22 protein-coding genes and 1 pseudogene are annotated in these 25,208 nt (G+C 72.0%); 11 read left to right on the top strand and 12 right to left on the bottom strand.

Annotated features, from left to right (window positions below; genetic code table 11):
* Nucleotides 1–8: 8 nt before the first annotated feature.
* Nucleotides 9–359, top strand: a complete 351-nt coding sequence (locus BLS95_RS04280; RefSeq protein ID WP_090929527.1) for a hypothetical protein — start codon at nt 9–11, stop codon at nt 357–359.
* Nucleotides 360–392: 33 nt separating this feature from the next.
* On the opposite strand, the gene pgeF is transcribed toward BLS95_RS04280, so the two are convergent.
* From pgeF to BLS95_RS04265, 3 genes are all read right to left on the bottom strand, one after another.
* Nucleotides 393–1,100, bottom strand: a complete 708-nt coding sequence (pgeF, locus tag BLS95_RS04275) for a peptidoglycan editing factor PgeF (protein ID WP_176993010.1) — start codon at nt 1,098–1,100, stop codon at nt 393–395.
* A 26-nt stretch (nt 1,101–1,126) separates the two neighbouring features.
* On the bottom strand, nt 1,127–1,897 hold the full coding sequence (locus tag BLS95_RS04270) for an enoyl-CoA hydratase/isomerase family protein (protein ID WP_090929525.1): 771 nt from the start codon (nt 1,895–1,897) through the stop codon (nt 1,127–1,129).
* Between the two features lie 101 nt (nt 1,898–1,998).
* Complete coding sequence (locus BLS95_RS04265) at nt 1,999–2,583, bottom strand: GNAT family N-acetyltransferase (RefSeq protein ID WP_090929523.1); 585 nt, start codon at nt 2,581–2,583, stop codon at nt 1,999–2,001.
* 78 nt (nt 2,584–2,661) lie between these two features.
* Here BLS95_RS04265 and BLS95_RS04260 point away from each other — a divergent pair, with 78 nt between their 5' ends.
* The 3 genes from BLS95_RS04260 (at nt 2,662) to BLS95_RS04250 (ending at nt 7,663) form a co-directional block, all read left to right on the top strand.
* On the top strand, nt 2,662–4,095 hold the full coding sequence (locus BLS95_RS04260) for an aldehyde dehydrogenase family protein (protein WP_176993009.1): 1,434 nt from the start codon (nt 2,662–2,664) through the stop codon (nt 4,093–4,095).
* Between the two features lie 19 nt (nt 4,096–4,114).
* The gene (locus BLS95_RS04255; RefSeq protein WP_090929519.1) at nt 4,115–4,990 is read left to right on the top strand and encodes a tetratricopeptide repeat protein; all 876 of its coding nucleotides are present in this window, start codon (nt 4,115–4,117) and stop codon (nt 4,988–4,990) included.
* A 147-nt stretch (nt 4,991–5,137) separates the two neighbouring features.
* Nucleotides 5,138–7,663, top strand: a complete 2,526-nt coding sequence (locus BLS95_RS04250) for an ATP-binding protein (protein ID WP_090929517.1) — start codon at nt 5,138–5,140, stop codon at nt 7,661–7,663.
* Nucleotides 7,664–7,758: 95 nt separating this feature from the next.
* Here BLS95_RS04250 and BLS95_RS04245 read toward each other — a convergent pair whose 3' ends face one another.
* The 3 genes from BLS95_RS04245 to ligD form a co-directional block, all read right to left on the bottom strand.
* Nucleotides 7,759–8,493: a class F sortase gene (locus BLS95_RS04245; protein ID WP_245764820.1), complete on the bottom strand. Its 735-nt coding sequence runs from the start codon at nt 8,491–8,493 to the stop codon at nt 7,759–7,761.
* The gene (locus BLS95_RS04240) at nt 8,483–8,944 is read right to left on the bottom strand and encodes a hypothetical protein (RefSeq protein WP_143043578.1); all 462 of its coding nucleotides are present in this window, start codon (nt 8,942–8,944) and stop codon (nt 8,483–8,485) included. The genes BLS95_RS04245 and BLS95_RS04240 overlap by 11 nt, the downstream gene beginning before the upstream one ends.
* Before the next feature lie 143 nt (nt 8,945–9,087).
* Nucleotides 9,088–10,095, bottom strand: coding sequence for a non-homologous end-joining DNA ligase (gene ligD / locus BLS95_RS04235; protein WP_090929513.1), 1,008 nt, complete (start codon nt 10,093–10,095; stop codon nt 9,088–9,090).
* A 321-nt stretch (nt 10,096–10,416) separates the two neighbouring features.
* Between ligD and msrB the strand changes: the two genes are divergently transcribed.
* Complete coding sequence (gene msrB, locus BLS95_RS04230) at nt 10,417–10,818, top strand: peptide-methionine (R)-S-oxide reductase MsrB (protein WP_090929511.1); 402 nt, start codon at nt 10,417–10,419, stop codon at nt 10,816–10,818.
* A gap of 190 nt (nt 10,819–11,008) precedes the next feature.
* Here the strand turns inward: msrB and BLS95_RS04225 are convergent, their stop codons facing one another.
* From BLS95_RS04225 to hemG, 4 genes and pseudogenes are all read right to left on the bottom strand, one after another.
* Nucleotides 11,009–11,851, bottom strand: coding sequence for a hypothetical protein (locus BLS95_RS04225; RefSeq protein ID WP_143043577.1), 843 nt, complete (start codon nt 11,849–11,851; stop codon nt 11,009–11,011).
* A 97-nt stretch (nt 11,852–11,948) separates the two neighbouring features.
* A pseudogene (locus BLS95_RS59735) lies at nt 11,949–12,053 on the bottom strand (glycine zipper family protein); the annotation flags it as partial.
* Between the two features lie 245 nt (nt 12,054–12,298).
* Nucleotides 12,299–13,000 carry a hydrogen peroxide-dependent heme synthase gene (gene hemQ, locus BLS95_RS04220; protein ID WP_090929507.1) on the bottom strand — a complete coding sequence of 234 codons (702 nt, stop codon included), beginning with the start codon at nt 12,998–13,000 and terminating at the stop codon, nt 12,299–12,301.
* Between the two features lie 5 nt (nt 13,001–13,005).
* Nucleotides 13,006–14,409: a protoporphyrinogen oxidase gene (gene hemG / locus BLS95_RS04215; protein WP_090929504.1), complete on the bottom strand. Its 1,404-nt coding sequence runs from the start codon at nt 14,407–14,409 to the stop codon at nt 13,006–13,008.
* A gap of 129 nt (nt 14,410–14,538) precedes the next feature.
* Here hemG and BLS95_RS04210 point away from each other — a divergent pair, with 129 nt between their 5' ends.
* The gene (locus BLS95_RS04210) at nt 14,539–15,552 is read left to right on the top strand and encodes a DUF4349 domain-containing protein (RefSeq protein ID WP_090929503.1); all 1,014 of its coding nucleotides are present in this window, start codon (nt 14,539–14,541) and stop codon (nt 15,550–15,552) included.
* 6 nt (nt 15,553–15,558) lie between these two features.
* Here the strand turns inward: BLS95_RS04210 and hemE are convergent, their stop codons facing one another.
* Nucleotides 15,559–16,587, bottom strand: a complete 1,029-nt coding sequence (gene hemE, locus BLS95_RS04205) for a uroporphyrinogen decarboxylase (RefSeq protein ID WP_090929501.1) — start codon at nt 16,585–16,587, stop codon at nt 15,559–15,561.
* Nucleotides 16,588–17,196: 609 nt separating this feature from the next.
* Here hemE and BLS95_RS04195 point away from each other — a divergent pair.
* The 5 genes from BLS95_RS04195 (at nt 17,197) to BLS95_RS04175 (ending at nt 22,394) form a co-directional block, all read left to right on the top strand.
* A complete protein-coding gene (locus BLS95_RS04195) occupies nt 17,197–17,793 on the top strand; it encodes a DUF3000 domain-containing protein (RefSeq protein ID WP_090929498.1) in 597 nt (198 codons plus the stop codon).
* Nucleotides 17,794–17,838: 45 nt separating this feature from the next.
* Nucleotides 17,839–19,065 carry a ribonuclease D gene (locus tag BLS95_RS04190; protein ID WP_090929496.1) on the top strand — a complete coding sequence of 409 codons (1,227 nt, stop codon included), beginning with the start codon at nt 17,839–17,841 and terminating at the stop codon, nt 19,063–19,065.
* Between the two features lie 121 nt (nt 19,066–19,186).
* Nucleotides 19,187–20,332 (top strand): Gfo/Idh/MocA family protein, encoded by a 1,146-nt coding sequence (locus tag BLS95_RS04185; protein ID WP_090929494.1) that lies wholly within the window; start codon nt 19,187–19,189, stop codon nt 20,330–20,332.
* Nucleotides 20,329–21,495: a dihydrodipicolinate synthase family protein gene (locus BLS95_RS04180; RefSeq protein WP_090929493.1), complete on the top strand. Its 1,167-nt coding sequence runs from the start codon at nt 20,329–20,331 to the stop codon at nt 21,493–21,495. The genes BLS95_RS04185 and BLS95_RS04180 overlap by 4 nt, the downstream gene beginning before the upstream one ends.
* Nucleotides 21,492–22,394, top strand: coding sequence for a sugar phosphate isomerase/epimerase family protein (locus tag BLS95_RS04175; RefSeq protein WP_176993008.1), 903 nt, complete (start codon nt 21,492–21,494; stop codon nt 22,392–22,394). The genes BLS95_RS04180 and BLS95_RS04175 overlap by 4 nt, the downstream gene beginning before the upstream one ends.
* Before the next feature lie 108 nt (nt 22,395–22,502).
* Here the strand turns inward: BLS95_RS04175 and BLS95_RS04170 are convergent, their stop codons facing one another.
* Entirely contained in the window at nt 22,503–25,154 is a 2,652-nt protein-coding gene (locus BLS95_RS04170) for a PEP/pyruvate-binding domain-containing protein (protein ID WP_090929491.1), read from the bottom strand.
* Nucleotides 25,155–25,208 lie beyond the last annotated feature (54 nt).

Genomic DNA, 25,208 nt, shown 5'->3' with positions numbered 1-25,208 from the left:
GTCGAAATATGAGCACAGGAGATGAGCTGCGGGCGGCCGTGTCCGCCCGCCGCGACCTCGGCCCGGAGTTCGAGGACGCCATAGTGGAGTCCTTTCTCGACAAAATGGGCCAGGAGGTCGACCGGCGGGTGGATGAGCGGCTGGCTCAATTAGGCCCGGCGAGCGCGGAGGCCGCCAAGCGGCAGAATGTGGCGAACGGGCAACGGCTCGCCCTGGCGATCGTCTCGATGTCCCTCGGCACCATCCTCACCATCCTGTTCATGCTGGTCGGCGATGAGCAGGGAGGGTCGCTGTTCTGGGTCTGGACCGGCATCGTCCTGGTGAACGTGATCTTCAATTCGAACCGGCACAAGGACTGAGCACTTTTGCGGCGCCCGCCAGGCCGGGGGTGGTCAGGTGAGCCAGATGAGGGCGGCGAAGCGGCCGCCGGGCTGCTCGCGGCGGTGGGAGTAGAGCTCGGGTGACTCCATCGTGCAGCGCGCGTCGTGGCGCACGTCCGCCAGCCCCGCCGCCCGCAACTGGGCCTCGATGCCCGCGCGCAGGTCGAGGGCGGGGGTGTCCCAGGACGTCGTGGACCACGTCTCGGGCACCTTGGCGGCCACCTCCTCGCGCATGCCGGCGGGCACCTCATAGCAACGGCCACAGACGCCGGGGCCGACCATCGCGACCATGCGCTCCGGCGAGGCGCCCTTGGCGGTCATGGCCGTCACCAGCGCCGTCGCGATCCCCGCCTCGGTGCCGGGACGGCCGGAATGGGCGGCGCCCACCATGCGGGCCACCGGGTCGGCCACCAGGACGGCCGGGCAGTCGGCCCCGAGCGAGGCCAGCGCCAGCCCCGGCTCGGTGGTGAACACCCCGTCGAGGCGCGGCGGGTCCTCGCCGAACGGCTCGCTCACGTAGGCCACCTCGGCGCTGTGGACCTGGCGCATGAACACCACGGCCCGCACGCCGAGCTCGGCGGCCACTCCGTCGCGGTTGGCCCGCACGGCCGCCGGGTCGTCGCCGACCATGCCGCCGAGGTTGCGTGAGGAGTATGGTCCGGTGCTGGCCCCTCCGTGTCGGTCGGTGACGGCGACGTGCACTCCTGGGCTCAGCTCCATGGCTCGATCCTAGAGCCAGGCCGGAGTCAGCGGCCCTGCCAGTCCACCTTCTCCTTGGCCAGGAAGGCGCGGACGGCCCGGTGGAAGTCGTCGCTGCCGAGGACCGCGGCCACGATGTCGTCGCCGTCCGGCAGGTTGGCCACCCGCAGCCGCCGGAGGGCCTCCTTGGCCGCCCACATGGTCAGCGGCGCGTGGCCCAGCAGCCGCTCCTCCATCGCCGCCAGCCGTTCGGGCAGCTCGTCCGGCCCGCAGAGCTCGGCCACGAACCCGGCTGCGTGGGCCTCCTCGGCGGTGTAGGTACGGGCCCTGAGCAGCATGTCCAGCGTGCGGGCCGGGCCGAGGTGGTGGACGAGCAGGGAATAGGTGTTCATGGACAGGCAGTTGCCGAGCGTCCGGGCGATCGGCACGCCGAACGTGGCCGCGGGTACGGCGATCCGCAGGTCGCACACCGAGGCCACGATCAGTCCAGCGCCCAGGCAGTGCCCCTCGATGACGGCCACGGTGGGGACCTTGACCCGTTCGAGGCGGTCGATGACGCGCTGCAGCCTGCGCTCGTAGACGACGCCGTCGGCACCGTCGGTGAAGGCGGTGAACTGGGAGATGTCGGTCCCGGCCACGAACGCCCGGCCGCCCGCCCCCGACAACACCAGCAACTTGATCGCGGGGTCGGCGTCGGCCCGCTCGCTGGCCTCCTCCAGGCCGTCCCACATGGCCCAGGTCAGTGCGTTGTGCCGGTCCGGCCGGTTGAACACCACTCGCAGTACGGGTCCGTCGGCGGTGACCACAAGCTCGCTCACGTCATCTCCTTGTCATCCCGAACCTCTCGGTCATGAAATATCCGATCAAATCGGGTGCCAACCTCACCAGCGACGAGAGCGAGCCACAGCAGCCGAGCGGCTCACCCTCTCCGAGGGGACCAGCCGGGGCCACCCGGGGCCGAGCCGCGCAGGATCACGTCCGGCTCCCTGCCCAGATCGAGGAACATGCGTACGTCGTCGAAGCGTTCCGCCCCGATCTCGATCACGTTCGGCAGCCGGCCCCACTCGCGGAAGCCGAGCGACTCGTACAGCTCGATCGCGCCATGGTTGTTGCCCCGCACACCGAGCTCCAGCGTCTCGATCCCGGCCGCGCGGGCACTGTCGACGAGGGCCGACACCACGCGAGCGCCCAGCCCCAGCCCGCGGGCCTCCGGGTGAGCCATGATCTTGCCGAGTTCGGCCGAGCGGGTGAAGACCGGCGACGGGTTGCGCCGCCACAGCCCCATGGCCTGCACGGTGCCGTCCACGCGGGCCAGCGCGAGGCGGGCGTCCCCGTCGCGAACCGCCTTCAGGATCTCCTCCAGCCAGGGATCGGTCTGGTCCCGGCTCGGCGGGTCGAGGTAGCCGACGGCCCCGCCCAGCGCCACGACGGCGCGCATGACTCGGTGTACGGCGGCCAGCAGGGCTTCGTCGGAGGTGTCCGGCCAGGTCAACTCAGTTCTCACGATGGGCCATCATCGCGCATATGCCCGACATTTCATGACACCTGGTCCGGCTAACCGAGCAAGCATATGCTTGTTCGCATGCCCGAGTACCGCAACCTGATCGGCGGCGAGCTGCTCCCCGCCCCCCGGACCATGGACTCCGTCAATCCGGCCACCGGCGAGGTGTGGGCCACGATTCCGGCCAGTGGCCCGGGCGAGGCCGAGGCGGCCGTGGCGGCGGCCCGTCAGGCGTTCCCCGCCTGGTCGGCGCTGCCCGCCCTGGCCAGGACGGGCTACCTGCGCGAGGTGGCGAAGCTGTTCGAGCGGCACGCCGAGGAGCTGGCCAGGCTGGAGACGCGCGACAACGGCAGGATCCTGCGGGACACCCTGCGGCGGGACCTGCCGGGCATGGCGATGCTGTGGCAGCTGGCCGCCGGGCAGTGCCTCGACGCGGTCAAGGGCGACACCGTCATCCTCGGTCCCGACACGCTCGGGATGACGCGGCGCGAGCCGTACGGGGTGGCGGTCTGCATCATCCCCTGGAACTCCCCCATCTCGACCTTCTCCGCCAAGGCCGCGTACGCGCTGGCGGCGGGGAACACGGTGATCGTCAAGCCCGCCGAGCAGGCGAGCGCGTCGGTGCTGCGGCTGGGCGAGCTGCTGGCCCCGGTGCTGCCGCCGGGCGTGCTGAACATCGTCAGCGGGCTGGGCGAGGAGGTGGGCGACGCCCTGGTACGCCACCGCGACGTCGGCAAGATCAGCCTCACCGGCTCGACGGCCACCGGCCAGGCGATCACCCGGGCCTCGGCGGACTCGCTGAAGCCGATGACGTTCGAACTGGGCGGCAAATCACCGAACATCGTCTTCCCCGACGCGGACCTGGACGCCGCCACCCGGGGCGTCACCGTGAACTCCGTCTACACCGGCAACGCCGGCCAGGTGTGCGTCGCGGGCTCGCGCATCCTCATCCACCGCTCGATCTGGGACGACCTGATCGGCCGCATCCGGGCCGCCTGCGCGAACCTGGTCCTGGCCGACCCGCTGGACCTGGCCACGACCATGGGCCCGATCGTCTCGGCGGGCCAGTACCAGCACGTGACGTCGTACCTCGAACTGGCCGAGAAGGAGGGCGCCGAGCTGGTCTTCGGCGCGCGGGTGGGCGCCGAGGTGGTTCCCGGCCTGCCGGGTGGCTACTGGGTCGCGCCCACGCTCTACACGACGACGGACAACTCCCTGCGCGTCTGCCAGGAGGAGATCTTCGGCCCGGTGGCGGTGGCGCTGCCGTTCTCGACGGACGAGGAGGCGCTGGAGATCGCCAACGACTCCCCCTACGGCCTGGCCGCCGGGGTGTGGACGCGCGACCTGGGCCGGGCGCACCGCTTCGTCCGCGATCTGCGCAGCGGCACGGTCTGGGTGAACACCTTCCGCCAGATGCCGCCCGGCCTGCCGTTCGGGGGCGTCAAGGACAGCGGGTACGGTCACGACGCGGTGCTGGAGTACACCCGCGAAAAGGCGGCCATTATCCAAATTTAGTTGGATAGATTTACCCCTCATGAGCGAGGGGATCAAGGACCACCCTGGGCTGTCCGACGCAGCCGCCCAGTCCCGGGCATCGGTGCTACGCAGCCGTGCCGAGTCGTACATCGCGCTGTCGAGGCACGAGGCGGCCATCGCGGACCTGACGGAGTCGATCGCGTTGGCGCCCGACCACGCCCGCGCCTGGCGGCTGCGCGGCGAGAGCCACCGGATCACCGACCGGTACGAGGAGGCGCTGGCGGACTTCGACGAGGCTCTGCGGCTGGAGCCGGACAGCGCGTACGCCCTCGGCTCGCGGGGCCAGACCTACGCCGCCATGAACCGCTTAGAAGAGGCCATGGAGGACTTCGAGCATGCCCTGACCCTCTCCCCCGACTCCCTGTGGATCCTGGAGGCCAAGGCCGAGGTCCTGGTGGACCTGAACCGCCTGGACGAGGCGCTGCGCGTGTACGCCAGGATCATCGCCCAGAACGAGGAACTGGCCTACTCCTGGGTGGCCCGTGGCGACCTGTACCAGCGCATGCACCTGTACGAAGAGGCGATCGCCGACTACACGAAGGCCCTGACGGCCGACCCCGAGTACGTCCGGGCTCTCAGCAGGCGAGGTGAGGCATTGCGCATGATCGACCGCTACGACGACGCCCTGGCGGACCTGAACCGGGCCCTGGAGCTGGATCCGGAGAACGACCGCGCGTTCGGCAGCCGGGGCGCGGTGCTGAGCGAGCTGGGCGACAACGAGGCGGCGTTGCGGGATCTGAACCGGGCGATCGACCTTGATCCCGAATACATCTGGGCATATCGCGTACGCGGCGAGATCCAGCAGGAGCTGGACCGGCACGAGGAGGCCGTCGCCGACTTCACCCAGGCCCTGCACCTCGAATTCGGCGACTGAAAGCACCGGCCTGCGGCGTTCACGCTTGTCTCCGATGCCGGTCAAGCTTGCCTATAAGCCCGCAGAACATTAGACAAATCCCAACGAAAGGGGCGTCCGGGGCGAGCAGAGTGAGACAGAGGGGACCGGGGAGGAAGAAGCGGGCACATGGATGTTGTCGGCCAGGAAGGCCTCACCGCTCTCGAGTGGGCCCGCAAACGTTTCTGCGCCGGCGAACCCGTCGAGAGCGGCGTGCGGCCCTGGGTGCTGACCTCCTGGGAGCGCAGCCGGCACATGGGGGTCGTGCCCTACCAGGTGCCCACCGTGCTCGACCTGGACATCGACGTGGACGGCAGGCTCATACAGGCTGCCGCGCCGGTGCTCGACCAGCTCGAATCCCAGTTGTCCGGCATCAAGGTGGCCGTGGTCCTCGGCGACGCGCACGCCCGGGTGCTGCAGCGCCGGGTCGGCGAGCCGTCGCTGCTCCGGTGGCTCGACCACAATCTGGTGGTGCCGGGCTTCGGGTTCCCCGAGCAGGCCATCGGCACGAACGGCATCGGCACCGCACTGGCCGAGCGGCGACCCGTCCTCATCTGGGGACGGGAGCACTACGCGGACATCTGGGGTGAGCTGGTGTGCGCCGCCTCGCCCGTCCGCGACCCGGTGAGCGGCCGGGTCGAGGGCGTGCTGAACCTGGCGTGCCTGGACCGGTTCGCCGACGCGGCGATGCTCGGCATCGCCGTGGACGCGACCGCCCGCATCGAGGAATGCCTGCTCGAACAGACCTCGCAGCGGGAGCAGGTGCTGCTGCGCGCGTTCCTCGCGGCCCGGCGCGAGGCCGGCGGGGGGGCCGCCGTCGCCTGCCGGCCGATCACCGAGGCCGTCCCGATCGCCCCCCACGACCGGCACAGCCTGCTGGAGAAGGCCGCGGAGCTGATCTCCGCCGACCGCACGGGGGTGGCGGTGGTACTGCTGTCGGGGGGCCGCTCCGCCACCCTGGTCAGCCGCGCGATCGAGAATGCCGCCGGGACGCGCGGCATTGCCGTGGAGGCCATCCTGACCGACGGCTCGTTCTGGCACGTGGCCTCCGGCCCCCGAGAAGTTCAGCGCGACGGCCCCCCGGAGGCTCAGCGCGACGGATCCCGGGAGGCTCAGCGCCACGAACCCGGGGAGGCTCGGGGCGACAGGCCGCGAGCGGCTCCGGGCGACGGAGCGGGGGTGCGGTGGGAGCCGCCGCCCGCCGTTGCTCTGGCCCCCCTTCCGCCGGACGATTCGCTTCCGGACACCCCTGTCACCGCGGACGACCGGTGGTTGCTCGCCGTGGGCGAGCCCGGCGTCGGACGGCTCGCCCTCCAGGCACGTGAACGGCTCAGCCTCCTCTGGGAGGCCGGCGCCCGCGTCGGCACCAGCCTGGACGTCACCAGGACCGCCCAGGAGCTGACCGAGGTGGCCGTCCCCCGCTTCGCCGATTTCGTCGCCGTCGACCTGCCCGACCCCGTGCCGCGCGGCGACGCGCCCGGCGCGCTCGATACCGGGCTGCGCCGGATCGCCCTCGCCACCACCCTGCGGAACTTCGACCTGGCCGGCGTCGGCGCGCTCGTCCACCCGCACCCGGCCACGCCGCAGGGCCACTGCCTGGCCGGCGGCCAATCGGTGCTCAAATCCGAGCTGGACGGCACGCTCTGGTTGATGGCACAGGACCCGGCAGGCACCCGGAAGGCGCACGAGCAGGGCATCCACTCGGTCATCGTGGTGCCGATGCGGGCCCGGGACGTCACGCTCGGAGTGGTGAGCTTCTACCGCTCCCGGCGCATGAGCGTGTTCGAGGAGGACGACCTGGCCCTGGCCGAGGAGCTGGTCGGCCGGGCGGCGGTGTGCGTGGACAACGCCCGCCGCTACACCCACGAGCACATGATGTCGGCGGAGCTCGAACGGGCCGCGGAATCGCTGAAGCAGTCGCTCGATCGCCAGCGGCGCTTCACCACCGACGCCTCGCACGAGCTGCGTACCCCGCTGGCCGGGCTGCGGGCCCAGCTGGAGGAGGCGCAGCTGCACCCCGGCGAGACCGACCTCACCGCGCTGCTCGACCACGCCCTGGGCGACGTGGACCGGCTCCAGGCCATCATCACCGACCTCCTGCTGCTGGCCCGGCTCGAAGCCGTTCCTGCCACCGCCTTCGAGCGCGTCGAGCTGGCCCGGATCGTCGAGGGCGAGGTCTCGCGGCGGTTCGGCGACCGCTGCCCGGTGCGGCTCGACCTCGACCCCGGTGTGATCGTCAACGCCGTCCCCACGCAGATCCGCCGGGTGCTGGGCAACCTGCTGGACAACGCGCGCCGGCACGCCGCCCACGCCGTCGTGGTACGGGTGAGCCGCGCCGGCGACCGCGCCGAGCTGAGCGTCACCGACGACGGGCCGGGGATCCCGGAGGCCGAGCGCGAGCACGTCTTCCAGCGCTTCGCCCGGCTGGACACCGCGCGCAGCCGGGGGTACGGCGGCGCGGGCCTCGGGCTGGCCATCGCCCGCGACATCGCCCACAACCACCAGGGCACCCTGCACGTCGAGGAGGCCCGCCCGCACGGGGCCCGCTTCGTCTTCCGTCTCCCGCTCGCCGAACCACCGGCCGCCGAACTCGCCCACACCGGCCCCGCACGACCCCGCCGCTCCCATCGCACCCGCCGGTCCCCGCGTACCTGACCCACGGCCCATGTCGCCGGACGCCGTGCCACGCGGCGGTCGCCGAGGGCCGAGCCGTTCCCGGCGCCGGCGGGTGAGGGCGGGGCGGCTCCTGATCAGCTCCCGGGATGGTACGGCGCCGCCAGGTGCGCGTACACGATCGTGTGTTCGCGGTAGCTGTGCGCCGCCTGGTCGAACGTCCCGCCGCAGGTCACCAGCCGCAGCCCCGGATAGGAGAGCTTGGCGTAGACCTTCCTGGCGGGGAAGCTCCGCTTCGGCGTGTGCTCCACGGAGTCGACCACGAAGACCGCCACCGAGCGGTCGGCGCGCAGCACCTGCACCTGGTCGCCGCGCTTGACGTCCTTGAGCCGGGCGAAGACGGCGGGGCCGGTCCTGGTGTCGAGGTGGCCGGTGATCACGGCGGCGCCGCGCTGGCCGGGGACGGGGCCGTAGCGGTACCAGCCTGCCAGGTTCGGGGAGTCGAGGGGCGGGTTCTGGATGGCGCCCTCCTGGTCCAGGCCGAGTTCGATCAGCGGTGCCCGCACGCCGATGGAGGGGAGGTAGACGGCCGTGGGGCGGGCGGCCCGCATGGGCGCGGCCGCTTTCGCCGGGGGTACGCCGGTGAACAGGGACGGCCTCGGCTCGCGGGTCTCCGCCGCGACGGGATCCGGCTCGGGCCCGCCGCCCAGGATGCCGCCGAGCCCGAGCGCGATCAGCAGCACCCCGGCCAGCGAGAGCAGCCCGGCCCCTGCCAGGATCGCCTTCTGACCCCGCGCCCGGCCCTGGTCCCGCGCCCGGCCCTGGTCCCTCGCCCCGCCCGTGTTCCGGGCTCCGGCGGATCTAGGCGGCACTCTTGCGCCGCACCGCGTACCCGGTCAGACCGGCCCCGGCCAGCAGCGCCGCGCCGCCCAGCGCGAACGGCCACGCCGGGCCGTCGTCCGGCGCGAGCCCGCCGCCGCCGGTCTCAGGGTGTCCCCTGGGCACCCTGTGCTCGTCCTCGCCCGCGGGCCGCCACGGGCGCAGGGTGTCCGCCGAGGGCGGCCGGTCCTCCGGTTCGTGCTTCGCCGGGGGCGGCTCCGTCCAGGACTCCTGGGGTTCGTGGTGATCCGGCTCTTCTGGCGGGTCGTCGCACAGCAGCGGCAGCCGCAGCGGTATCAGGCAGTCGGGCAGCACGTCAGGCAGCTCCGGACCGGACTGCGCGGAGGCCGTGCCCCCCGCCAGGCTCAGGCCCGCGATCACGAAGGCGGTCACCGCTCCGGCCGCCGCGAATCGGCGTGCTCTTGCCAGTCGCGCTCTTGCCATGAGAAGGCTCCAGACTCGGTTGTCGCCCCCCGATGCACAAGCGAGCCTTGCGAACTATTAGACCGCCAGTCAAGTAATGTGACCGAAGTGAAACCAGCCGGATACGGAGGGTTCGCGCCCCCGCCGGCCGTCCCGCTCCGGGGTCAGTCGGCCTGGGTGTTCCTGGCCCTGCTCGGCTGGACGCGCATCGGCTCCCCGGGCATCTTCGGGTAGCTGGGCGGGTACGGCATGTCGCCCCGGTCGTCCTTCGCGTAGAGCTCCAGCAGCGGCTCGATCGAGTAGGCCCGGTCGTCGATGGCCGCGTGCACGTCGCCGACCTCGGCGAAGCGGGCGGGCACCGTGCGGATGTCGAAGTCGCGCGGGTCGGCGTCCTCCAGCTCCTCCCAGGTGAGCGGGGTCGAGACGGGGGCGTGCGGCTGGGCCCTGACGGAATATGCGCTGGCCACCGTACGGTCCCTGGCGTTCTGGTTGAAGTCGATGAACACCCGCTCGCCGCGCTCCTCCTTCCACCAGGCCGTGGTCACCAGGCTGGGATCGCGCTCCTCGATGGCCCTGGCCAGGGCGATGCCGGCATGGCGCACCTGGACGAAGTCCCAGCGCGGCTCGATGCGCACGGCGACGTGGGCGCCGCGGTTGCCCGAGGTCTTGACGAACCCGGCCATGCCCAGCTCCTCCAGCACGTCCCTGGTGAGGAAGGCGGCGCGGCGGGCGGCGTCGAACTCCAGGCCCGGCTGCGGGTCCAGGTCGATGCGCAGCTCGTCCGGGTGCTCGACGTCGGCGGCCCGCACCGGCCAGGGGTGGAAGTCGATGGTGCCGAGGTTGGCACAGTAGGCGATGGCGGCCACCTCGGTGACGCGCAGGGACTGCGCCGTACGGCCGCTGGGGAAGGTGACGGTCACCGACTGGAGCCAGTCGGGGTGCCGGGGCGGCATGCGCTTCTGGTAGATGGCCTCCGTCTGCACGCCGTCGGGATGACGCTTGATGTTGGTGGGCCGGTCCTTGAGCGCGCGCAGGGCCCCCTCGCCGACGCTCACGTAGTATTCGACGAGCTCCCGCTTGGTGGCGCCAATCGCTGGAAAATACACCTTGTCGGGGTTGGTGACCTTGACGGTCCTCTCGCCCACCACAAGCTCTATGTACGGCGATGCCATGCCAACGAACCTACCTTCCCCGTCAAGCGAGGTGGGCCCGCCCCGGAGCCGCCTCGGTGGCGGGACCGAGGGCTCGACGGGGCGGGCCTACAGACCGTTCGCTGCCGTTCCGGGCGCTGGCGCGCCACCCGGCCGGCCATGGCGATCCCCCGGCGGCGCCAGCACGGGCGTGGGCTGTGCCGCTCGGATGGGATCTGCGAACGATCTCACCCCTGACAGGGAGCGATGACACCCCCTTGCCTACAAAGACGCGAATTCGCCCTAAGAAGGATGCTTCACCCTGCGGAGATCTCTTTTTGCCGGATCTCGTACTCTGGACGCATGGAGAAGGTGGTCAAGAGCGAGGCCGAGTGGCGGGCCCAGCTTTCGCCGGAGGAGTTCAGCGTCCTCCGGGAAGCCGGGACGGAGCGCCCCTTCACGGGCGAATATGTCGACACCAAGACCGAGGGCGTCTACTCGTGCCGCGCCTGCGGGGCCGAGTTGTTCCGGTCGGACACGAAGTTCGAGTCGCACTGCGGGTGGCCGAGCTTCTTCGAGCCGTCCGAGTCGGAGGCGGTGCGGCTGATCGAGGACCGCAGCCATGGGATGGTCCGCACCGAGGTGCGGTGCGCCCGATGTGACTCTCACCTGGGGCATGTCTTCCACGGAGAGGGTTACGCGACTCCGACGGACGATCGCTACTGCATCAACTCGATTTCGCTGCGACTCGAACCCAAGGTGTGATCGAATAGCGACAATGCGTACCGATCGTCGGCCCCGGGTAGGAGTGCTCGCGTGGGCTTTGTCCATCTTCGCCACCGGTGGGTGACGATCGAGACCATTGGCCGGGTCGTGACTCAGCGGTGCGAGGTGTGCTCGAAGACCCGCGTACGGATCCGCTAGCCCCTCGCCCGCCGGTCCGGCGCTTCGGTTGTCAGTCCGGGGTCGGGTGGGTGACCCGGCAGTCGCGGTCGGCGGGGCCGAGCACGTTCGCCAGCACCGGATTCCCGTTCCCACCGAACTCCGCCTGGACGAACACCACCGGATCGGCCACCCCGGCGGCCCGCAGGTACTCCAGGCCGCGTTTGCACAGCGTAATGGCGTGCGCGGAGTTGGCCGCAGAGTCCGGCATATCCGTATATATGCGCAAATATCCGCCTACCGTGCGGATCTCCTTGAGGCGTTTCATCGCCTTGTCCTTCGGCCCCCAGTGCGTACGGAAGTACGCGTACGCCCGCCGGTCGGTGTGCCGCGACGGCCCGTCTGCCTTGAAGCCCGCGGAGTCGTTCGGGGGCGGCTCCCCCGAGTCGATGATCCCGTCCACGAGCCCCGGCTCCACCTGACCCGGCTCGACCCGACCGGGCTCGACCTGATTGGGCTCCGCCTGGCTGGGCTCCACCCGGTCCTGCTCCACCCGATCAGGCTTCACCGCGGCGGCAGTGGCGGACGGCGGCGTCTTGCGGATCTCGCGCCGGCGGACCTGTGCCTCAGCGCCCGCCCGCGGCGCGCTCCCGGTCGCGGCTCCGGCGTCGCCGGGCGACGCCGACGCGCGGTCCTCCCGCCCGGCCCGTCCCGCCCCTCCGGCAGCCGCCGGCACCGGCCGGTCCGAGGCAACGGACCCGGCGACGGTCAGCGCCCCGCCGAAGGTGCCCTCCGCCGCCCCGTTGCCGCTTAGCAGCAGCCCCGCTCCCCCGCCCGCCAGCGCCAGCGCCAGCGCGCCCACCGTTAACCGGCTCGGCCCGGAGCGCCGCCGCGCGTGCCGCGACCGCCCTACCACCCGCCCACCAGCCGCGTGCCGCCCCGCAACCTGCACCTCAACAGACCGCACCTCCCCAGAGCGCACCTCAGCAGTCCGCACCTCCCCAGAGCGCACCTCAGCGGACCGCACCTCGGACCGCGCCTCGGACCGCGCCTCGGACCGCGCCTCGGACCGCGCCTCGGACCGCGCCTCGGACCGCGCCTCGGACCGCGCCTCGGACCGCACCTCGGACTGGGCCTCAGCGGGCCGTTTCTCCGCATGCCGGCCCGCGGCGTGCCGTCCTGTCGTGCGGCCATCGGCGGCACGCCGCCGCCTACCCGGCCGATCCGGCTTTCCCGACTTCTCCACCCTGCCCCCTTGGAACGTGCTACGTGGAGCCGCTCAACGCACAAGGGATTTCCCTGATTGTGACAAAGGGGATAGATCACTTCAGTGGGATGGAAAAACTCGGGGCTCGATCTTTCGTCAGGGCAGGGCGGCGACGAGCTCGCTCACCGGCTTACGGGCCCCCGTGTAGAAGGGGATCTCGACGCGCGTGTGCCGCCGCGCCTGCGCGCCCCGCAGCGTCCGCATCAGGTCGACGATCCGGTGCAGCTCGTCGGCCTCGAACGCCAGCATCCACTCGTAGTCGTTGAGCGAGAAGCAGGAGACGGTGTTGGCCCGCACGTCGGGATAGTCGCGCGCCATCCGCCCGTGCTCGGCCAGCATCGCCCGGCGCTCGGAGTCCTCCAGCAGATACCACTCGTAGGAGCGCACGAACGGATAGACGCTCACGTAGGCACGCGGCTCCTCCTCGGCGAGGAAGGCCGGGATGTGCGACTTGTTGAACTCGGCCGGCCGGTGCAGCGCCATCGCCGACCAGACGGGCCTGCTGTGCCGGCCCAGCTCCGTACGGCGCAACCGGGAGTAGACGTCCTGCAGGTCCTCCGGGGTCGGCGCGTGCCACCAGAACATGTAGTCGGCGTCCGCCCGGAACCCGGCCACGTCGTAGACCCCCCTGGTCACGACGTCCTTGCCGGCGACCTGCTCCAGCAGGTCCGCCACCTCGCCGGCCATGCCGTCGCGGTCCGCCGGGCACGGCTCGGTCACCTGGAAGACCGACCACATGGTGTAACGGATCACCTGGTTGAGATCGCGGGCCTTGAGCCGCGCAGCGCCCTCTGTCATGGTGCCTATTCTCCCCGCAGCGACAGGTGGTCCAGAATCCGGGCGGCGGCCGTACGGGCGGTGCTGACACAGGCCGGGATGCCGATGCCGTCGTAGGCGGCGCCGCACACGGCCAGCCCCGGCTGCACGGACACCGCCGCGCGCACCCTGGCCACCCGGTCGAGGTGGCCCACGTTGTATTGCGGCAGCCCCCCGCCCCAGCGGGTGACCCGGCTGTCCACCGGCAGCCCGCGCACGCCCATCACCTCGGCCATCTCGACCGTGGCCAGCGACACCAGCTCGGAGTCGTCGCGCTGCAGCAGGTGCTCCTCGCCGATCCGGCCGATCGAGCAGCGCAGGATCACCAGGTCACCGGCCAGGTGCGGCCACTTCACGGAGCTGAACGTGACCGCCTTGACCGCCCGCCCGTCCACCGGCGGCACCAGGTAGCCGCTGGAGGTCGGCGGGTCGGGGAAGGCGTCGACCGGGTAGGCGAGGGTGACGATGGCCATGCTGGCGTAGTCGATCCTGGCCAGCTCGCTCGCCGCCTTGGGCACGTCGGACTTGAACAGCCGGGCGGCGGCCGCCCCGGGCGTGGCCACGATCACGGCGTCGGCCTCGACCACCTCGGGCTTCGGCACCGGGCCCGTGACGAGCCGCCAGCCTTGCTCGGTCCTGTGCAGCTCGCGCACGGTGACGCCGGTCCTGATGTCGGCGCCGGACTCCTTGGCGACCGCCTCGGGCAGGCCGCCGAGGCCGTTCTTCAGCGACGTGAAGACCGGTCCGGCCTCCTTCGGCGCCTCCTCGACGAGTTGCCGGGCGGCGCTGAGCAACGAGCGCTCGGACCGGGCCACGGCCGCCACCCGCGGCATCGTGGCCTCCAGCGACAACATGTCGGCCCGGCCCGCGTAGACGCCGCCGAGCAGCGGCTCGACCAGCCGTTCCACGATCTCGCCGCCCATCCTGGCGCGGATGTAGGCGGCCACGGACACGTCGGTGCGTACGAGGGTCGCCGGCAGGATCTGGTCGAGCGGCACGCGCAGCAGCCCGCCGGCCGAGACGATGCCCGATCTGGCCAGCTCCGCCAGGTCGGACGGCACGCCCATGACCTGGCCCTTCGGCAGGAACCGCAGAACTCCCCTGGAGTAGACGGCCGACCGGGTGGTGCCGGGCACCACCAGCTCGTCGCCCAGCCCGACCGCCCTGGCCAGCTCCGTGCCCTCGGGCCGGCGGGCCAGCATGGCCTCGGCGCCCGCGTCCACGCTCACCCCGGCCACCTCCGAGGTGTACAGCTTGCCGCCGATGCGCGGGCTGCCTTCGAGCACCGTCACCTTGACCCGCTCGCCCGCGCCCTGCCGGAGATACCACGCCGCGGCGAGACCCGAGATCCCCCCGCCGACGACGACCACGTGTGCCCGATTCCCTTCCACGTCTCCCGACGCTACCGTCTCACCGGCCTGCCCTGCTGCTCGGGGCCACGAGGCAACGCCGTCAGGGAGAGTGACCGTACCGTGATTATCATCGTCAAACCCGGATGATCCGGGAGCCGTCTTAAGAGCATGAGGAGAATCCGGTACGGCATTGTGCTCTCGGCCGCCTCCGCGGCCGTTCTCCTGGCGGGCTGCGGCGGCGGCAGCAGCCTTTCCGGCGCGGCCGACTACGACGCCGCCGCCCCCGCGCAGGCTCCCGCGCTCGCCGCGGAGTCCGCCACCAGCCAGAAGGCGCTCCCCACGGCGCAGGCGCGCGACCAGGGCGGCGGCGGCAAGGACGGCGGCATCGTCTCGAACGTCGAGGTCACGCAGCAGCAGCGGCAGGTCATCTACATCGGCACCATGGCCGTACGGGCCAAGCAGGTGAGTACGGCCGTCCAGCAGGCCAAGGGGATCGTGACGGCGGCCGGCGGCTATCTGTCCAAGGAGGAGACCAGCTCGGCCGACGACAGCCAGGACACCGCCACGCTGGAGTTCAAGATCCCGCCTGACAAGTACGCCGCGGTGGTCGGCCGGCTCGGCAAGGACCTGGGCGAGCAGGTCTCCATGAACCAGGGCACCGAGGACGTCACCCTGAAGGTGGCCGACGTGGAGAGCCGGCTGAAGTCGGCGCAGCGATCGCTGGAGTCGCTGCGCGAGCTGATGAAGCGGGCCGACACGATCGGCCAGGTGCTGGAGGTGGAGCGGGAGATCTCCTCCAGGGAGGCGGACCTGGAGTCGCTGCAGGCGCAGCAGAAGGAGCTGGCCGCGCAGGTCTCCATGGCCACGCTGACGCTCCAGCTGGTCGGGCCGGCCGCCGTGATCGAGGAGCCGGAGGAGGAGCCCGCGGGCTTCCTCGGCGGGCTCAAGACGGGCTGGGACTCGCTGGTGTCGTTCACCAGGGGGCTGCTCACGTTGTTCGGCGTGCTGCTCCCGTGGATGATCTTCCTGCTGCCCGTGATGGCCGTGATCGTCTTCCTGACGCGGCGCAACCGCACGCGGCCTTCCCTGCTGCCCGCGACGGCCTCGCCGTCGGGCCCCCGAACGCCGCCTCAGCCCCACCGCGGTGAACAGGCCCCCGAATCCACCGATGACCAGGCCTGATGGGGATCAGCTCGCCCGGCCGGCCTCGTGGACGAGGTCGGTCAGGCGCTTGAGCTGGTCGGGATCGGTCGAGGGCAGCACGCCGTGTCCCAGGTTGAACACGTGCCCCTCGGCCGCCCGGCCCTGCCGCAGCACCTCGCGGGCCTTGCGCTCCACCACCTCCCACGGCGCCAGCAGCACCGCCGGGTCGAGGTTGCCCTGCAGCGCCTTGCCGGGCCCGACCCGGCGGGCCGCCTCGTCCAGCGGGACCCGCCAGTCCACGCCCACCACGTCGGCCCCGGCCTCGCCGAGCACGCCGAGCAGCTCGCCGGTGCCCACCCCGAAGTGGATGCGCGGCACCCCGGCGACGCCCTCGAAGATGCGGCGGGTGTAGGGCAGGATGAACTCGCGGTAGTCGGCCACCGCCACCGCCCCCACCCAGGAGTCGAAGAGCTGCACGGCCGAGGCGCCGGCCGCGACCTGGATGCGCAGGTGCTCCAGCACGATGTCGGACAGCCGGTCCATCAGGGCGTGCCACAGCTCGGGGGCGCCGTACATCATGGCCTTCGTGCGGTCGTGGTTTTTCGACGGGCCGCCCTCGATCAGGTAGGAGCCGAGCGTGAACGGCGCCCCGGCGAACCCGATCAGCGGGGTGCCGCCCAGCTCGCCGGTCAGGGCGCGGATGGCCTCGGTGACGTAGGGCACGTCGCCGGGCTCCAGCGGGCGCAGCGCGTCGAGCCCCGCGGCGTCGCGGATCGGGTCGGCCACCACGGGGCCGACGCCCGGCTTGATGTCGAGGTCGACGCCGATGGCCTTGAGCGGGACCACGATGTCGCTGAAGAAGATCGCCGCGTCCACGCCGTAGCGGCGAACCGGCTGCATGGTGATCTCGACGATCAGGTCGGGCGTGGCGCACGCGGTGAGCATCGGCACGCCCTCGCGGACCTTGAGGTATTCCGGCAGGGACCGCCCGGCCTGGCGCATGTACCAGACCGGGGTGTGCGGGACGGGCTGACGGCGGCAGGCACGCAGGAACGCTGAGTCGGCGAGGTTCACGTGACAAGGGTCCCATGTACGGTGACCGGTCCCCGCATCGGCGCGAGGTGTCGGAAAAGCATGCATCGGACGCCCCAAATCATGATCAGATAGCCGGATGAAGGTTTACCGGTCTGCTCGGCATCGCGGCGGCGCCGGCGTCCCATCCGGGTCGAACACACCCCATGGCCGCCCAGACAGCCGGTCTCGACTGGGTCAAATGTTGCCCAAGCCACCGCGCGGCACCGATTCAGCGACCACTTTCGGGACACGCCGAGCGCGTTGCGGGGAATTGTCGGCGGCTCGTGCCAACGTCGGAGCCACGACCCGAAGAAAGGCCCCGGTGGAATGACTGGTGCGACGAACGCGATGTGGAGTTCCTCAGAGCGCCGCAATGAGCGCTGCGCTCCATGCGCCGGTGAGCGGCCCTTCGAGCAGCCGCCCTGCTTCGACGGGCACGAGCCGGGCGAGTGCCCGGAGTGGGCCTGCGTGGAGTGCGGTCATGCGATCTTGCTCGGCTCGGCCGAGTCCACCCGACCGGTTCGCCAGCTTGTTTCGGCAGCGGCTTGATCACGAAGGATGAGCACCCCCGTGGTCCCCTTCCGCCCGACTTCGACCTACGCTTCGGCTATGACACTCGGTGAGCAGCCACCGCCCCCGGCGGCGTTCACGCGTGCCGCGGCGAGCCTGCGGCAGGCCGAGGTCAGGCCGGAGATCGAGTTCGAGGACCTGCCCGCGCCGCAGCGGCTGGCCCCCTACTCGGCCGCCGTCGGCGCGTCGGTCTACCGCGATGACGAGGAGCTCGCGGTCGGCCGGTTGATCCTGCTCTATGATCCGGACGGCCAGCGCGGGTGGGAGGGCCCGTTCCGGCTGGTGGCCTACGTACGCGCCGACATGGAGCCGGAGATCACCTCCGACCCGCTGCTCGGCCCCGTCGCCTGGAGCTGGCTGACCGAAGCTCTGGAGGCTCATCAGGCCGACTACTCGGCCGCCGGCGGTACGGTGACAAGAGCCGTGTCCGAGGGGTTCGGCAACAAAGCCGACGATCCGGTCACGACCGAGCTCGAGCTGCGGGCGTCCTGGTCACCCGCCCAGGAGGATCTCTCCGGCCATGTCGCCGCCTGGTGCGACCTCATGTGCCTGGCGGCGGGGATCCCGCCGCTCCCGCCCGACGTGGCCGCGATGCCCCGTCGACGTGAAGATCCGGAGAGTGACCGTACGAAGTGAGGGCACCAGTCAAGACAGCACCAGCGTCATGAGGTCGGTGAGCTCATGACAGAAGAACGCACAGTCGTGCCCCTGCTGGAGCCGCGCGAGGGCATCCCCCCGGTCGTCGCGGACGCCGGCGGGCTGGCCAGGGTCGTGGAGAGGTTCGCCGCGGGCAGTGGTCCGGTGGCGGTCGACGCCGAGCGCGCCTCCGGCTACCGCTACGGCAACCGCGCCTACCTGGTGCAGTTGCGCCGGGCCGGGGCGGGCACCGCGCTGATCGACCCGGTCGGCTGCCCCGACCTGTCCGCGCTCGACGCGGCCGTGGCCGGCGCGGAGATCGTCCTGCATGCCGCGTCGCAGGACCTGCCGTGCCTGCTGGAGGTGGGGTTCCGGCCGCGGGAGATGTTCGACACGGAGCTGGCCGGGCGCCTGCTCGGCTACGAGCGGGTGGGGCTCGGCACGATGGTGGAGAGCGTGCTCGGGCTACGGCTGGAGAAGGGCCATTCGGCGGCCGACTGGTCCACCAGGCCGCTGCCGGAAGACTGGCTGCGCTACGCCGCGCTCGACGTGGAGGTGCTGGTCGAGCTGCGCGACGTGCTGCACAGCGAGCTGGCCGAGAGCGGGAAGCTGGAGTGGGCGCGCGAGGAGTTCGCCGCCGTGCTCAACACCCCACCGCCGATGCCCAGATCCGACCCGTGGCGGCGTACGTCGGGCATCCACAAGGTGCGTAACGTACGCGCGCTGGCCATCGTGCGCGAGTTGTGGACCATGCGCGACCGGATCGCCCGCGAGGCCGACCTGGCGCCGGGCCGGGTGCTGCCGGACGCCGCGATCGTCACGGCCGCGCTGGAAGGCCCGCGTACGAAAAAGGCATTGACCGAAATTTCAGCATTCACCGGGCGCAGCGCGCGGCGGTACATGAGCGACTGGCTCGCCGCGGTGGCCAGGGCGCGCGGGTTGCCCGACAGCCAGCTCCCGCAGCCCAGCACGCCGGGCGACGGGCCGCCGCCGCCCAACCGCTGGCCCGATCGCGACCCGGCCGCCGCCAAGCGCCTGGCCGCCGCCCGTGCCGTGGTCGCCACGCTGGCCGAGCAGCACCACATGCCCACGGAAAACCTGCTGCAGCCCGACGCCGTACGCAGGCTGACCTGGGAGCCGCCCGGGGAGATCACCGACGAGAGCGTGGCCGTCAGGTTGCGCGAGCTCGGTGCCCGCGAGTGGCAGCTGTCGCTCACCGCCCATCCCATCGCCAAGGCCCTGGCCCGATTGGAGAACCGGGGCGACCTGTAGGCCGCCCCAGGTTCCCGGGCTTTCCCGCAGCTCACGGCGGGTGCTACTTGACGCGTTCGGTGGCACAGCCGTACGGTTCGGGAAAGCGCTTTCCCCCCCCGTTTGTCCTGAAGGGATCCTCATGAGCGTGCGCACCATCGGCGTCGTGATGAACGGCGTCACCGGACGGATGGGCTACCGCCAGCACCTGGTCCGTTCCGTCCTGGCCATCAACGAGCAGGGCGGCGTCACGCTCTCGGACGGCGGCAGGGTGAGGCTGAGGCCCGTACTGGTAGGTCGCAATGCCGACAAGCTTGCAGATATCGCGGCGAAGCACGATATTTCGGATTTCACCACGGAGTTGGACGCGGCCCTCGCCGCCGAGGACAACCTGATCTACTTCGACGCCCAGGTCACCAGCGCCCGGGTCAAGGCCGTGCTGAAGGCCATCGAGGCGGGCAAGCACATCTACGCGGAGAAGCCCACGGCCGAGTCGACGCAGGAGGCGCTGGCGCTGGCCGAGGCCGCCACGGCCAAGGGCGTCAAGAACGGCGTCGTCCAGGACAAGCTGTTCCTGCCCGGCCTGCTCAAGCTGAAGCGGTTGATCGACGGGGGCTTCTTCGGCCGCATCCTGTCGGTGCGCGGCGAGTTCGGCTACTGGGTGTTCGAGGGCGACTGGCAGGAGGCGCAGCGCCCGTCGTGGAACTACCGGACCGAGGACGGCGGGGGCATCGTGCTCGACATGTTCCCGCACTGGCACTACGTGATGGAGAACCTGTTCGGCCGCGTCCAGTCCGTCTACGCCCGCGCCGTGACGCACATCCCCACGCGGGTGGACGAGCAGGGCAACGCCTACCAGGCGACCGCGGATGACGCCGCGTACGGGATCTTCGACATCGAGGGCGGGATCGTCGCCCAGATCAACTCCTCCTGGGCCGTCCGGGTGAACCGGGACGAGCTGGTGGAGTTCCAGGTGGACGGCACGCACGGGAGCGCCGTGGCGGGGCTGCGCGACTGCCGGGTGCAGCACCGCGCCGCCACCCCCAAGCCCGTCTGGAACCCGGACCTGCCGGCCACGGCGCGCTACCGCGACGGCTGGCAGGAGGTGCCGGACAACGCCGAGTTCGACAACGGGTTCAAGGTGCAGTGGGAGGGGTTCATCCGGCACGTGCTGGAGGACGCGCCCTTCCCGAACGACTTCGCCTCCGGCGCCCGCGGGGTGCAGCTCGCCGAGCTGGGCCTGCGCTCGTCCGCCGAGGGCCGCCGGATCGAGGTGCCTGCGCTGTGAGGATCGATCTGCCGGGCGCCGGCGCGTACGAGCTCAGGGAGCCGACCCCCTGGCCCGCGCCTGGGACGCCGGCCACCAGCCGGGTCGTCTACGCGGCGGCGCACGTGGTGGCCGACCCGCTGGGCGACAACACGCCGGGCTCCCCCGCCGCCGTGGACTGGGACGCCACCCTGCGCTTCCGCCACCACCTGTGGTCCTACGGGCTGCGGGTGGCCGACGCCATGGACACCGCGCAGCGCAACATGGGCCTGGACTGGGCGGCGACCAAGGAGCTGATCCGGCGCAGCGCCGCCGAGGCCCGCTCGCTCGGCGACCCGGCGACGCTGGTGGCGTGCGGGGCCGGCACCGACCACGCGCCCGAGGCCGCCGACCTGGACACGATCACGGCCGCGTACGCCGAGCAGATCGAGACCGTCCAGGCCACCGGCGCCGGGGTGATCATCATGGCCTCCCGCCAGCTCGCCAGGACGGCCACCGGGCCCGCGGACTACCACCGGGTGTACGGCAAGCTGTTCGGCCTGGCCGACCGGCCGGTGATCCTGCACTGGCTGGGCGAGATGTTCGACCCGCGGCTCGCCGGCTACTGGGGGGCGCGTGACGTGGCGGCGGCGACCGAGTCGTTCCTGGAGCTGATCCACGCCCACGCCCCGCTGGTGGACGGGGTGAAGGTGTCGCTGCTGGACGAGGAGCACGAGGTGGGGCTGCGGGCCGCGCTCCCCGACGGGGTCAGGCTCTACACGGGCGACGACTTCAACTACCCCTCGCTGATCAGGACGGGCTCGCACGCCCTGCTGGGCATCTTCGACGCCATCGCGCCGGCCGCGGCGGCCGCGCTGCGGGTGCTCGACGCGGCCGAGTCCGCCGAGGGCGCGACGGTGCGCGAGGAGTTGCTGGAGGCCTACGACGTGATCCTCGCCCCGACCGTGCGGCTGTCCAGGAAGATCTTCGAGGCGCCCACCTACCACTACAAGACCGGCATCGTCTTCCTGGCCTGGCTGAACGGCCACCAGGACGCGTTCGCCATGGTCAACGGCGCGCAGTCGGCCCGGTCGCTGCTCCACCTGTCGGAGGTGTTCCGCCTGGCCGACCAGGCGGGGCTGCTGACCGACCAGGAGCTGGCGGTGCGCCGCATGAAGGCGCTGCTGGCGGTGAACGGCCTGTGAGCGGGCAGATCATCGGCCCCGGCAGCCTCTCGCTCAACCAGTGGACGACCAGGCGCTGGTCCGTGGCCGAGGCCGTGGACGGGTGCGTACGCCACGACCTGGCGGCGGTCGGGCTGTGGCGGGAGAAGGTCGCCGAGCAGGGGCTGGCGGAGAGCGTCAAGCTGGTACGGGCGGCCGGGCTGCGGGTGTCGTCCCTGTGCCGGGGCGGCTTCCTGACGGCGGGCGGGCTGCCGGGCGAGGAGGGGCGCCGGGCGTACGCGCGGGCCCTGGAGGACAACCGGCGGGCCATCGACGAGGCGGCTGAGCTCGAAGCGGCGTGCCTGGTGATGGTGGTGGGCGGGCTGCCCGGCGTGAAACCCGGCGAACCTGCCGGGGACGGCCCGGGGGGCTTCTCCCGTGACCTGGCCGGGGCGCGGGACCGGGTGGCCGAGGCGGTGGCCGAACTGGCTCCCTATGCCGGGGAGCGGGGCGTCAAGCTGGCCCTGGAACCGCTGCACCCGATCTACTGCCCGGACCGGGCCGTGCTGTCCACCCTGGGCCAGGCGCTGGAGCTGAGCCTGCCCCACCCCGAGGAGCAGGTCGGGGTGGTGGTGGACACCTTCCACGTGTGGTGGGACCCGCGGTTGTTCGAGGACATCTCGCGGGCGGGCCGCCGGATCGCCTCCTACCAGGTGTGCGACTACCTGCACCCGCTGCCGGAGGACGTGCTGCTGGGCCGGGGCATGATGGGCGACGGCGTGATCGACTTCGGCCCGATCACGCGGGCGGTCATGGCGGCCGGGTACACGGGCGACGTCGAGGTGGAGATCTTCAACGCCGCCGTCTGGGCCGCCGACCCGGACGAGGTGGTGGCCACGATGAAGTCCCGCTACGAGGACGTCGTCCTCGCCACCCGATGACCGGCGTGCCGGCCGGCGGCCTCCTCCACCCGCCGACCGGCACGCCACAGCTTCTCATCGACGACCGGCGACCCCCGGAGAGCCGCCCGCGCCGGCTAACCGGCGGGCTTATCCCGGCGGGGTCACGGTCACGGTGCCCGCGGCGCCGTTCACGGTGAGCTCCTGGCCCGTGCTGATGCGGTGGGTGGCGTCGGGAACGCCCACGACGGCCGGGATGCCGTATTCGCGGGCCACCACCGCGCCGTGCGACATCGCGCCGCCCATCTCCATCACCAGCCCGCCCGCCGTCAGGAACAGCGGCGTCCAGCCGGGGTCGGTGGACGGGCAGACCAGGATCTCGCCCGGCTCCAGGTGCGCGCCGATCGGGTCGAGCACCACCCGGGCCACGCCCGTGACCGTGCCCGCCGAGGCGGCGGTGCCCGTCAGGGCGCCGTCGGTCTCGGCGCCGGTCGCCATGGCCTCGGGCTCGGTGCCGTCCGAGAGCAGCACCCGGGGCACGTGCCGGCGGCGCGACTCCAGCTCGTACGCCGCCCGCCGCCGCGCCACCACTTCCCGCAGGTCGCCCCCGCCCAGGGCCGCCCTGGTCTCCTTCAGGTCCAGGAAGAACACGTCGTCCGCCGAGTCCAGCACTCCGGCGCTCACCAGGTGCTCCCCGACCACGAACAGGCTCCGCCGCACCGCGGCCAGGGCCTTGACCACGTAGAACTTGGGCAGCTCGCGCAACCCCGCGAACATCCGCGTACGGCCGAGCCCGAACCGCACGACGGCGGCCCGCCACCGGCCCCTTCGGCGGGCCGCGGCCACCACGCGCGCCACGGCGGCCTGCGCCTCCCGCTCGCCCCTGGCGAACACCGCGGAGGGCGCGAGGTCGGTGCCACCCTCCATGCGCAGGTAGTTGGCCAGCACACCGAGGATGTGCGCGGGTTCCTCTGACCAGCGGGGCACGCCCACGTCGATCTCCGCGACGCCGCGGTGGCCGTACCTGCCGAGGAAAGCGGTGATCTCGCGCTGTGCGACGGGCGGGAGCTGCCCGGCCCGGTAGCGGCGGACCAGCTCGGACACCGGCTCCTGCCGGAACGGCTCGGGCTCGATGCGGGTGGCCAGCGCCCACAGCTCCAGGTCCATCTCGGTGGTCGGGTTGTGGGGCAGGCTGCGCAGGACGTCCTGCATGTCGCCGGCGGGGACGCCGGACAGCTTGGCGGACAGGGCGAACAGGCCGTACCCGGTGACCACCATGGGCATGATCGAGACGATGGCCGGGAAGGCGCCGCCCATCAGGCGTTCGACGTGGTCCAGGTGCTGGGCCGGGGTGGCCGGGGTGGGCGGGTCGAGCCGCCCGTCGAGTTGCTCGCCGACCCTGGCGGCGTACCGGAGGGCCTTGTCCGGGCTGGTCAGCGCCAGGAACACGCGGGACGGGGCGTGGATGCCGCGGGCGAACCGGCGCAGGCTGCGCAGAACCGGGCGGAGGGAGGTGTGCGTCAGCGAGAGCCGCGGATCGGTCGCCAGCCGGTCGAAGACGGGCGCGGTTCGGGCCTCGCCGAGGGCCAGCATCCTGGGCGCGACGGCGCGCCCCGCGCGGCTGCGTACCGCCGTGGTGATGTCGATCCACAGGCGCTGTCCCGCCTCGGTCAGGGCCGGGGCGCCGTCGCGGCGATCGGCCGGACCGTAGCCGAACAGGCCCGCCGCCCCGGCGCTGAACATCCGCAGGGCCGCCACCCCCATGGGTGTCAACGGACCCATGACGCCCTGGAAGACGTTGAACGAGAAGTACACCCGCAGGCCCGGCCTGGGCCGCTCGGGCAGCGGGTAGAGGGTGGTGATCGGGCGCGCCTGGGTGAGCCAGAGCGTGCCGTCCTGGTCGATGGCCCACTCGGTGTCCTGCGGCGCGCCGTAGTGTTCCTCGACCCGGGCGCCGAGCGCCGCCAGGTCGCGCACCTGCGCATCGGTGAGACAGAACCCCCCATCACCTAAGTCCAAGGTGTCCCCTGAACCAGCCGCACCCTGCCCGGCGGCGCCGGGATCGGCGCTGGCCGGGGTGGTGACGCGGGTGGTGCCGCCGCCTGGTAGCGGGCGGATGGCCAGGTGTTTGTCGCCCGCGTGGCGGTCCAGGATCTCGCCGTCGAAGACCACGAAGCGGTCGGGGTTGACCGCGCCCGAGACGACCGCCTCGCCGAGCCCAGGGGCGGCGTCGATGACGGCCTGGTGGCGCCGGCCGGTCACCGGGTCGGCGGTGAACATCACGCCCGCCACCTGCGCGTCCACCATGACCTGGACGACCACCGCCAGCCGGACGGCGGCGTGGTCGATGCCGTTGGACTCGCGGTAGGCCACGGCGCGATCGGTCCAGAGGGAGGCCCAGCAGCGGCGTACGGCGGCCACCACCGCCTCCGCCCCGACCACGTTGAGGAACGTGTCCTGCTGCCCGGCGAAGCTGGCGAACGGCAGGTCCTCGGCCGTGGCGGACGAGCGCACCGCCACCGGCACGTCGACCCCGAGCGCGGCGTAGGACTTCACGATCGTCTCGTGGACGGCGTCCGGCACCGGCGCCCCGAGCAGGTGCCGCCGGGCCCGCTCCGCCAGCCCGTCGCCGCCGCTGGCGTCCAGGCCCTCGGCGACCTGCCGGTAGGCCTCGGTCGTGAGCACCCAGCCCGGCGGCACGGGCAGCCCTGCCCTGGTCAGCTCGCCGAGGTTGGCGGCCTTCCCGCCCACCTCGGCCAGCATTCCCGCGTGGATCTCTGCGAAGTCCAGCGCTGTCTTCATCGGTTGCACCCCAGCCGTTCAGCGTCCTGTTAAGAGTCTCACGCTTCCCGGCGA

The sequence above is a fragment of the Nonomuraea jiangxiensis genome, from assembly GCF_900099965.1.
GTDB classification, from domain to species: Bacteria; Actinomycetota; Actinomycetes; order Streptosporangiales; family Streptosporangiaceae; genus Nonomuraea; species Nonomuraea jiangxiensis.
The sequence above is the reverse complement of the archived record's forward strand: the minus strand, read 5'-3'. Positions and strand labels throughout refer to the sequence as shown.

What these genes read in the sequence shown, in the direction of transcription:
- BLS95_RS04195 (WP_090929498.1), top strand. Translation starts at nt 17,197, where the DNA reads ATGACACTCGGTGAGCAGCCACCGCCCCCGGCGGCGTTCACGCGTGCC.
- ligD (WP_090929513.1), bottom strand. Translation starts at nt 10,095, where the DNA reads ATGGCATCGCCGTACATAGAGCTTGTGGTGGGCGAGAGGACCGTCAAG.
- pgeF (WP_176993010.1), bottom strand. Translation starts at nt 1,100, where the DNA reads ATGGAGCTGAGCCCAGGAGTGCACGTCGCCGTCACCGACCGACACGGA.
- BLS95_RS04185 (WP_090929494.1), top strand. Translation starts at nt 19,187, where the DNA reads ATGAGCGTGCGCACCATCGGCGTCGTGATGAACGGCGTCACCGGACGG.
- BLS95_RS04210 (WP_090929503.1), top strand. Translation starts at nt 14,539, where the DNA reads ATGAGGAGAATCCGGTACGGCATTGTGCTCTCGGCCGCCTCCGCGGCC.
- BLS95_RS04170 (WP_090929491.1), bottom strand. Translation starts at nt 25,154, where the DNA reads ATGAAGACAGCGCTGGACTTCGCAGAGATCCACGCGGGAATGCTGGCC.
- BLS95_RS04250 (WP_090929517.1), top strand. Translation starts at nt 5,138, where the DNA reads ATGGATGTTGTCGGCCAGGAAGGCCTCACCGCTCTCGAGTGGGCCCGC.
- BLS95_RS04190 (WP_090929496.1), top strand. Translation starts at nt 17,839, where the DNA reads ATGACAGAAGAACGCACAGTCGTGCCCCTGCTGGAGCCGCGCGAGGGC.
- BLS95_RS04255 (WP_090929519.1), top strand. Translation starts at nt 4,115, where the DNA reads ATGAGCGAGGGGATCAAGGACCACCCTGGGCTGTCCGACGCAGCCGCC.
- hemQ (WP_090929507.1), bottom strand. Translation starts at nt 13,000, where the DNA reads ATGACAGAGGGCGCTGCGCGGCTCAAGGCCCGCGATCTCAACCAGGTG.
- BLS95_RS04280 (WP_090929527.1), top strand. Translation starts at nt 9, where the DNA reads ATGAGCACAGGAGATGAGCTGCGGGCGGCCGTGTCCGCCCGCCGCGAC.
- msrB (WP_090929511.1), top strand. Translation starts at nt 10,417, where the DNA reads ATGGAGAAGGTGGTCAAGAGCGAGGCCGAGTGGCGGGCCCAGCTTTCG.
- BLS95_RS04240 (WP_143043578.1), bottom strand. Translation starts at nt 8,944, where the DNA reads ATGGCAAGAGCGCGACTGGCAAGAGCACGCCGATTCGCGGCGGCCGGA.
- BLS95_RS04260 (WP_176993009.1), top strand. Translation starts at nt 2,662, where the DNA reads ATGCCCGAGTACCGCAACCTGATCGGCGGCGAGCTGCTCCCCGCCCCC.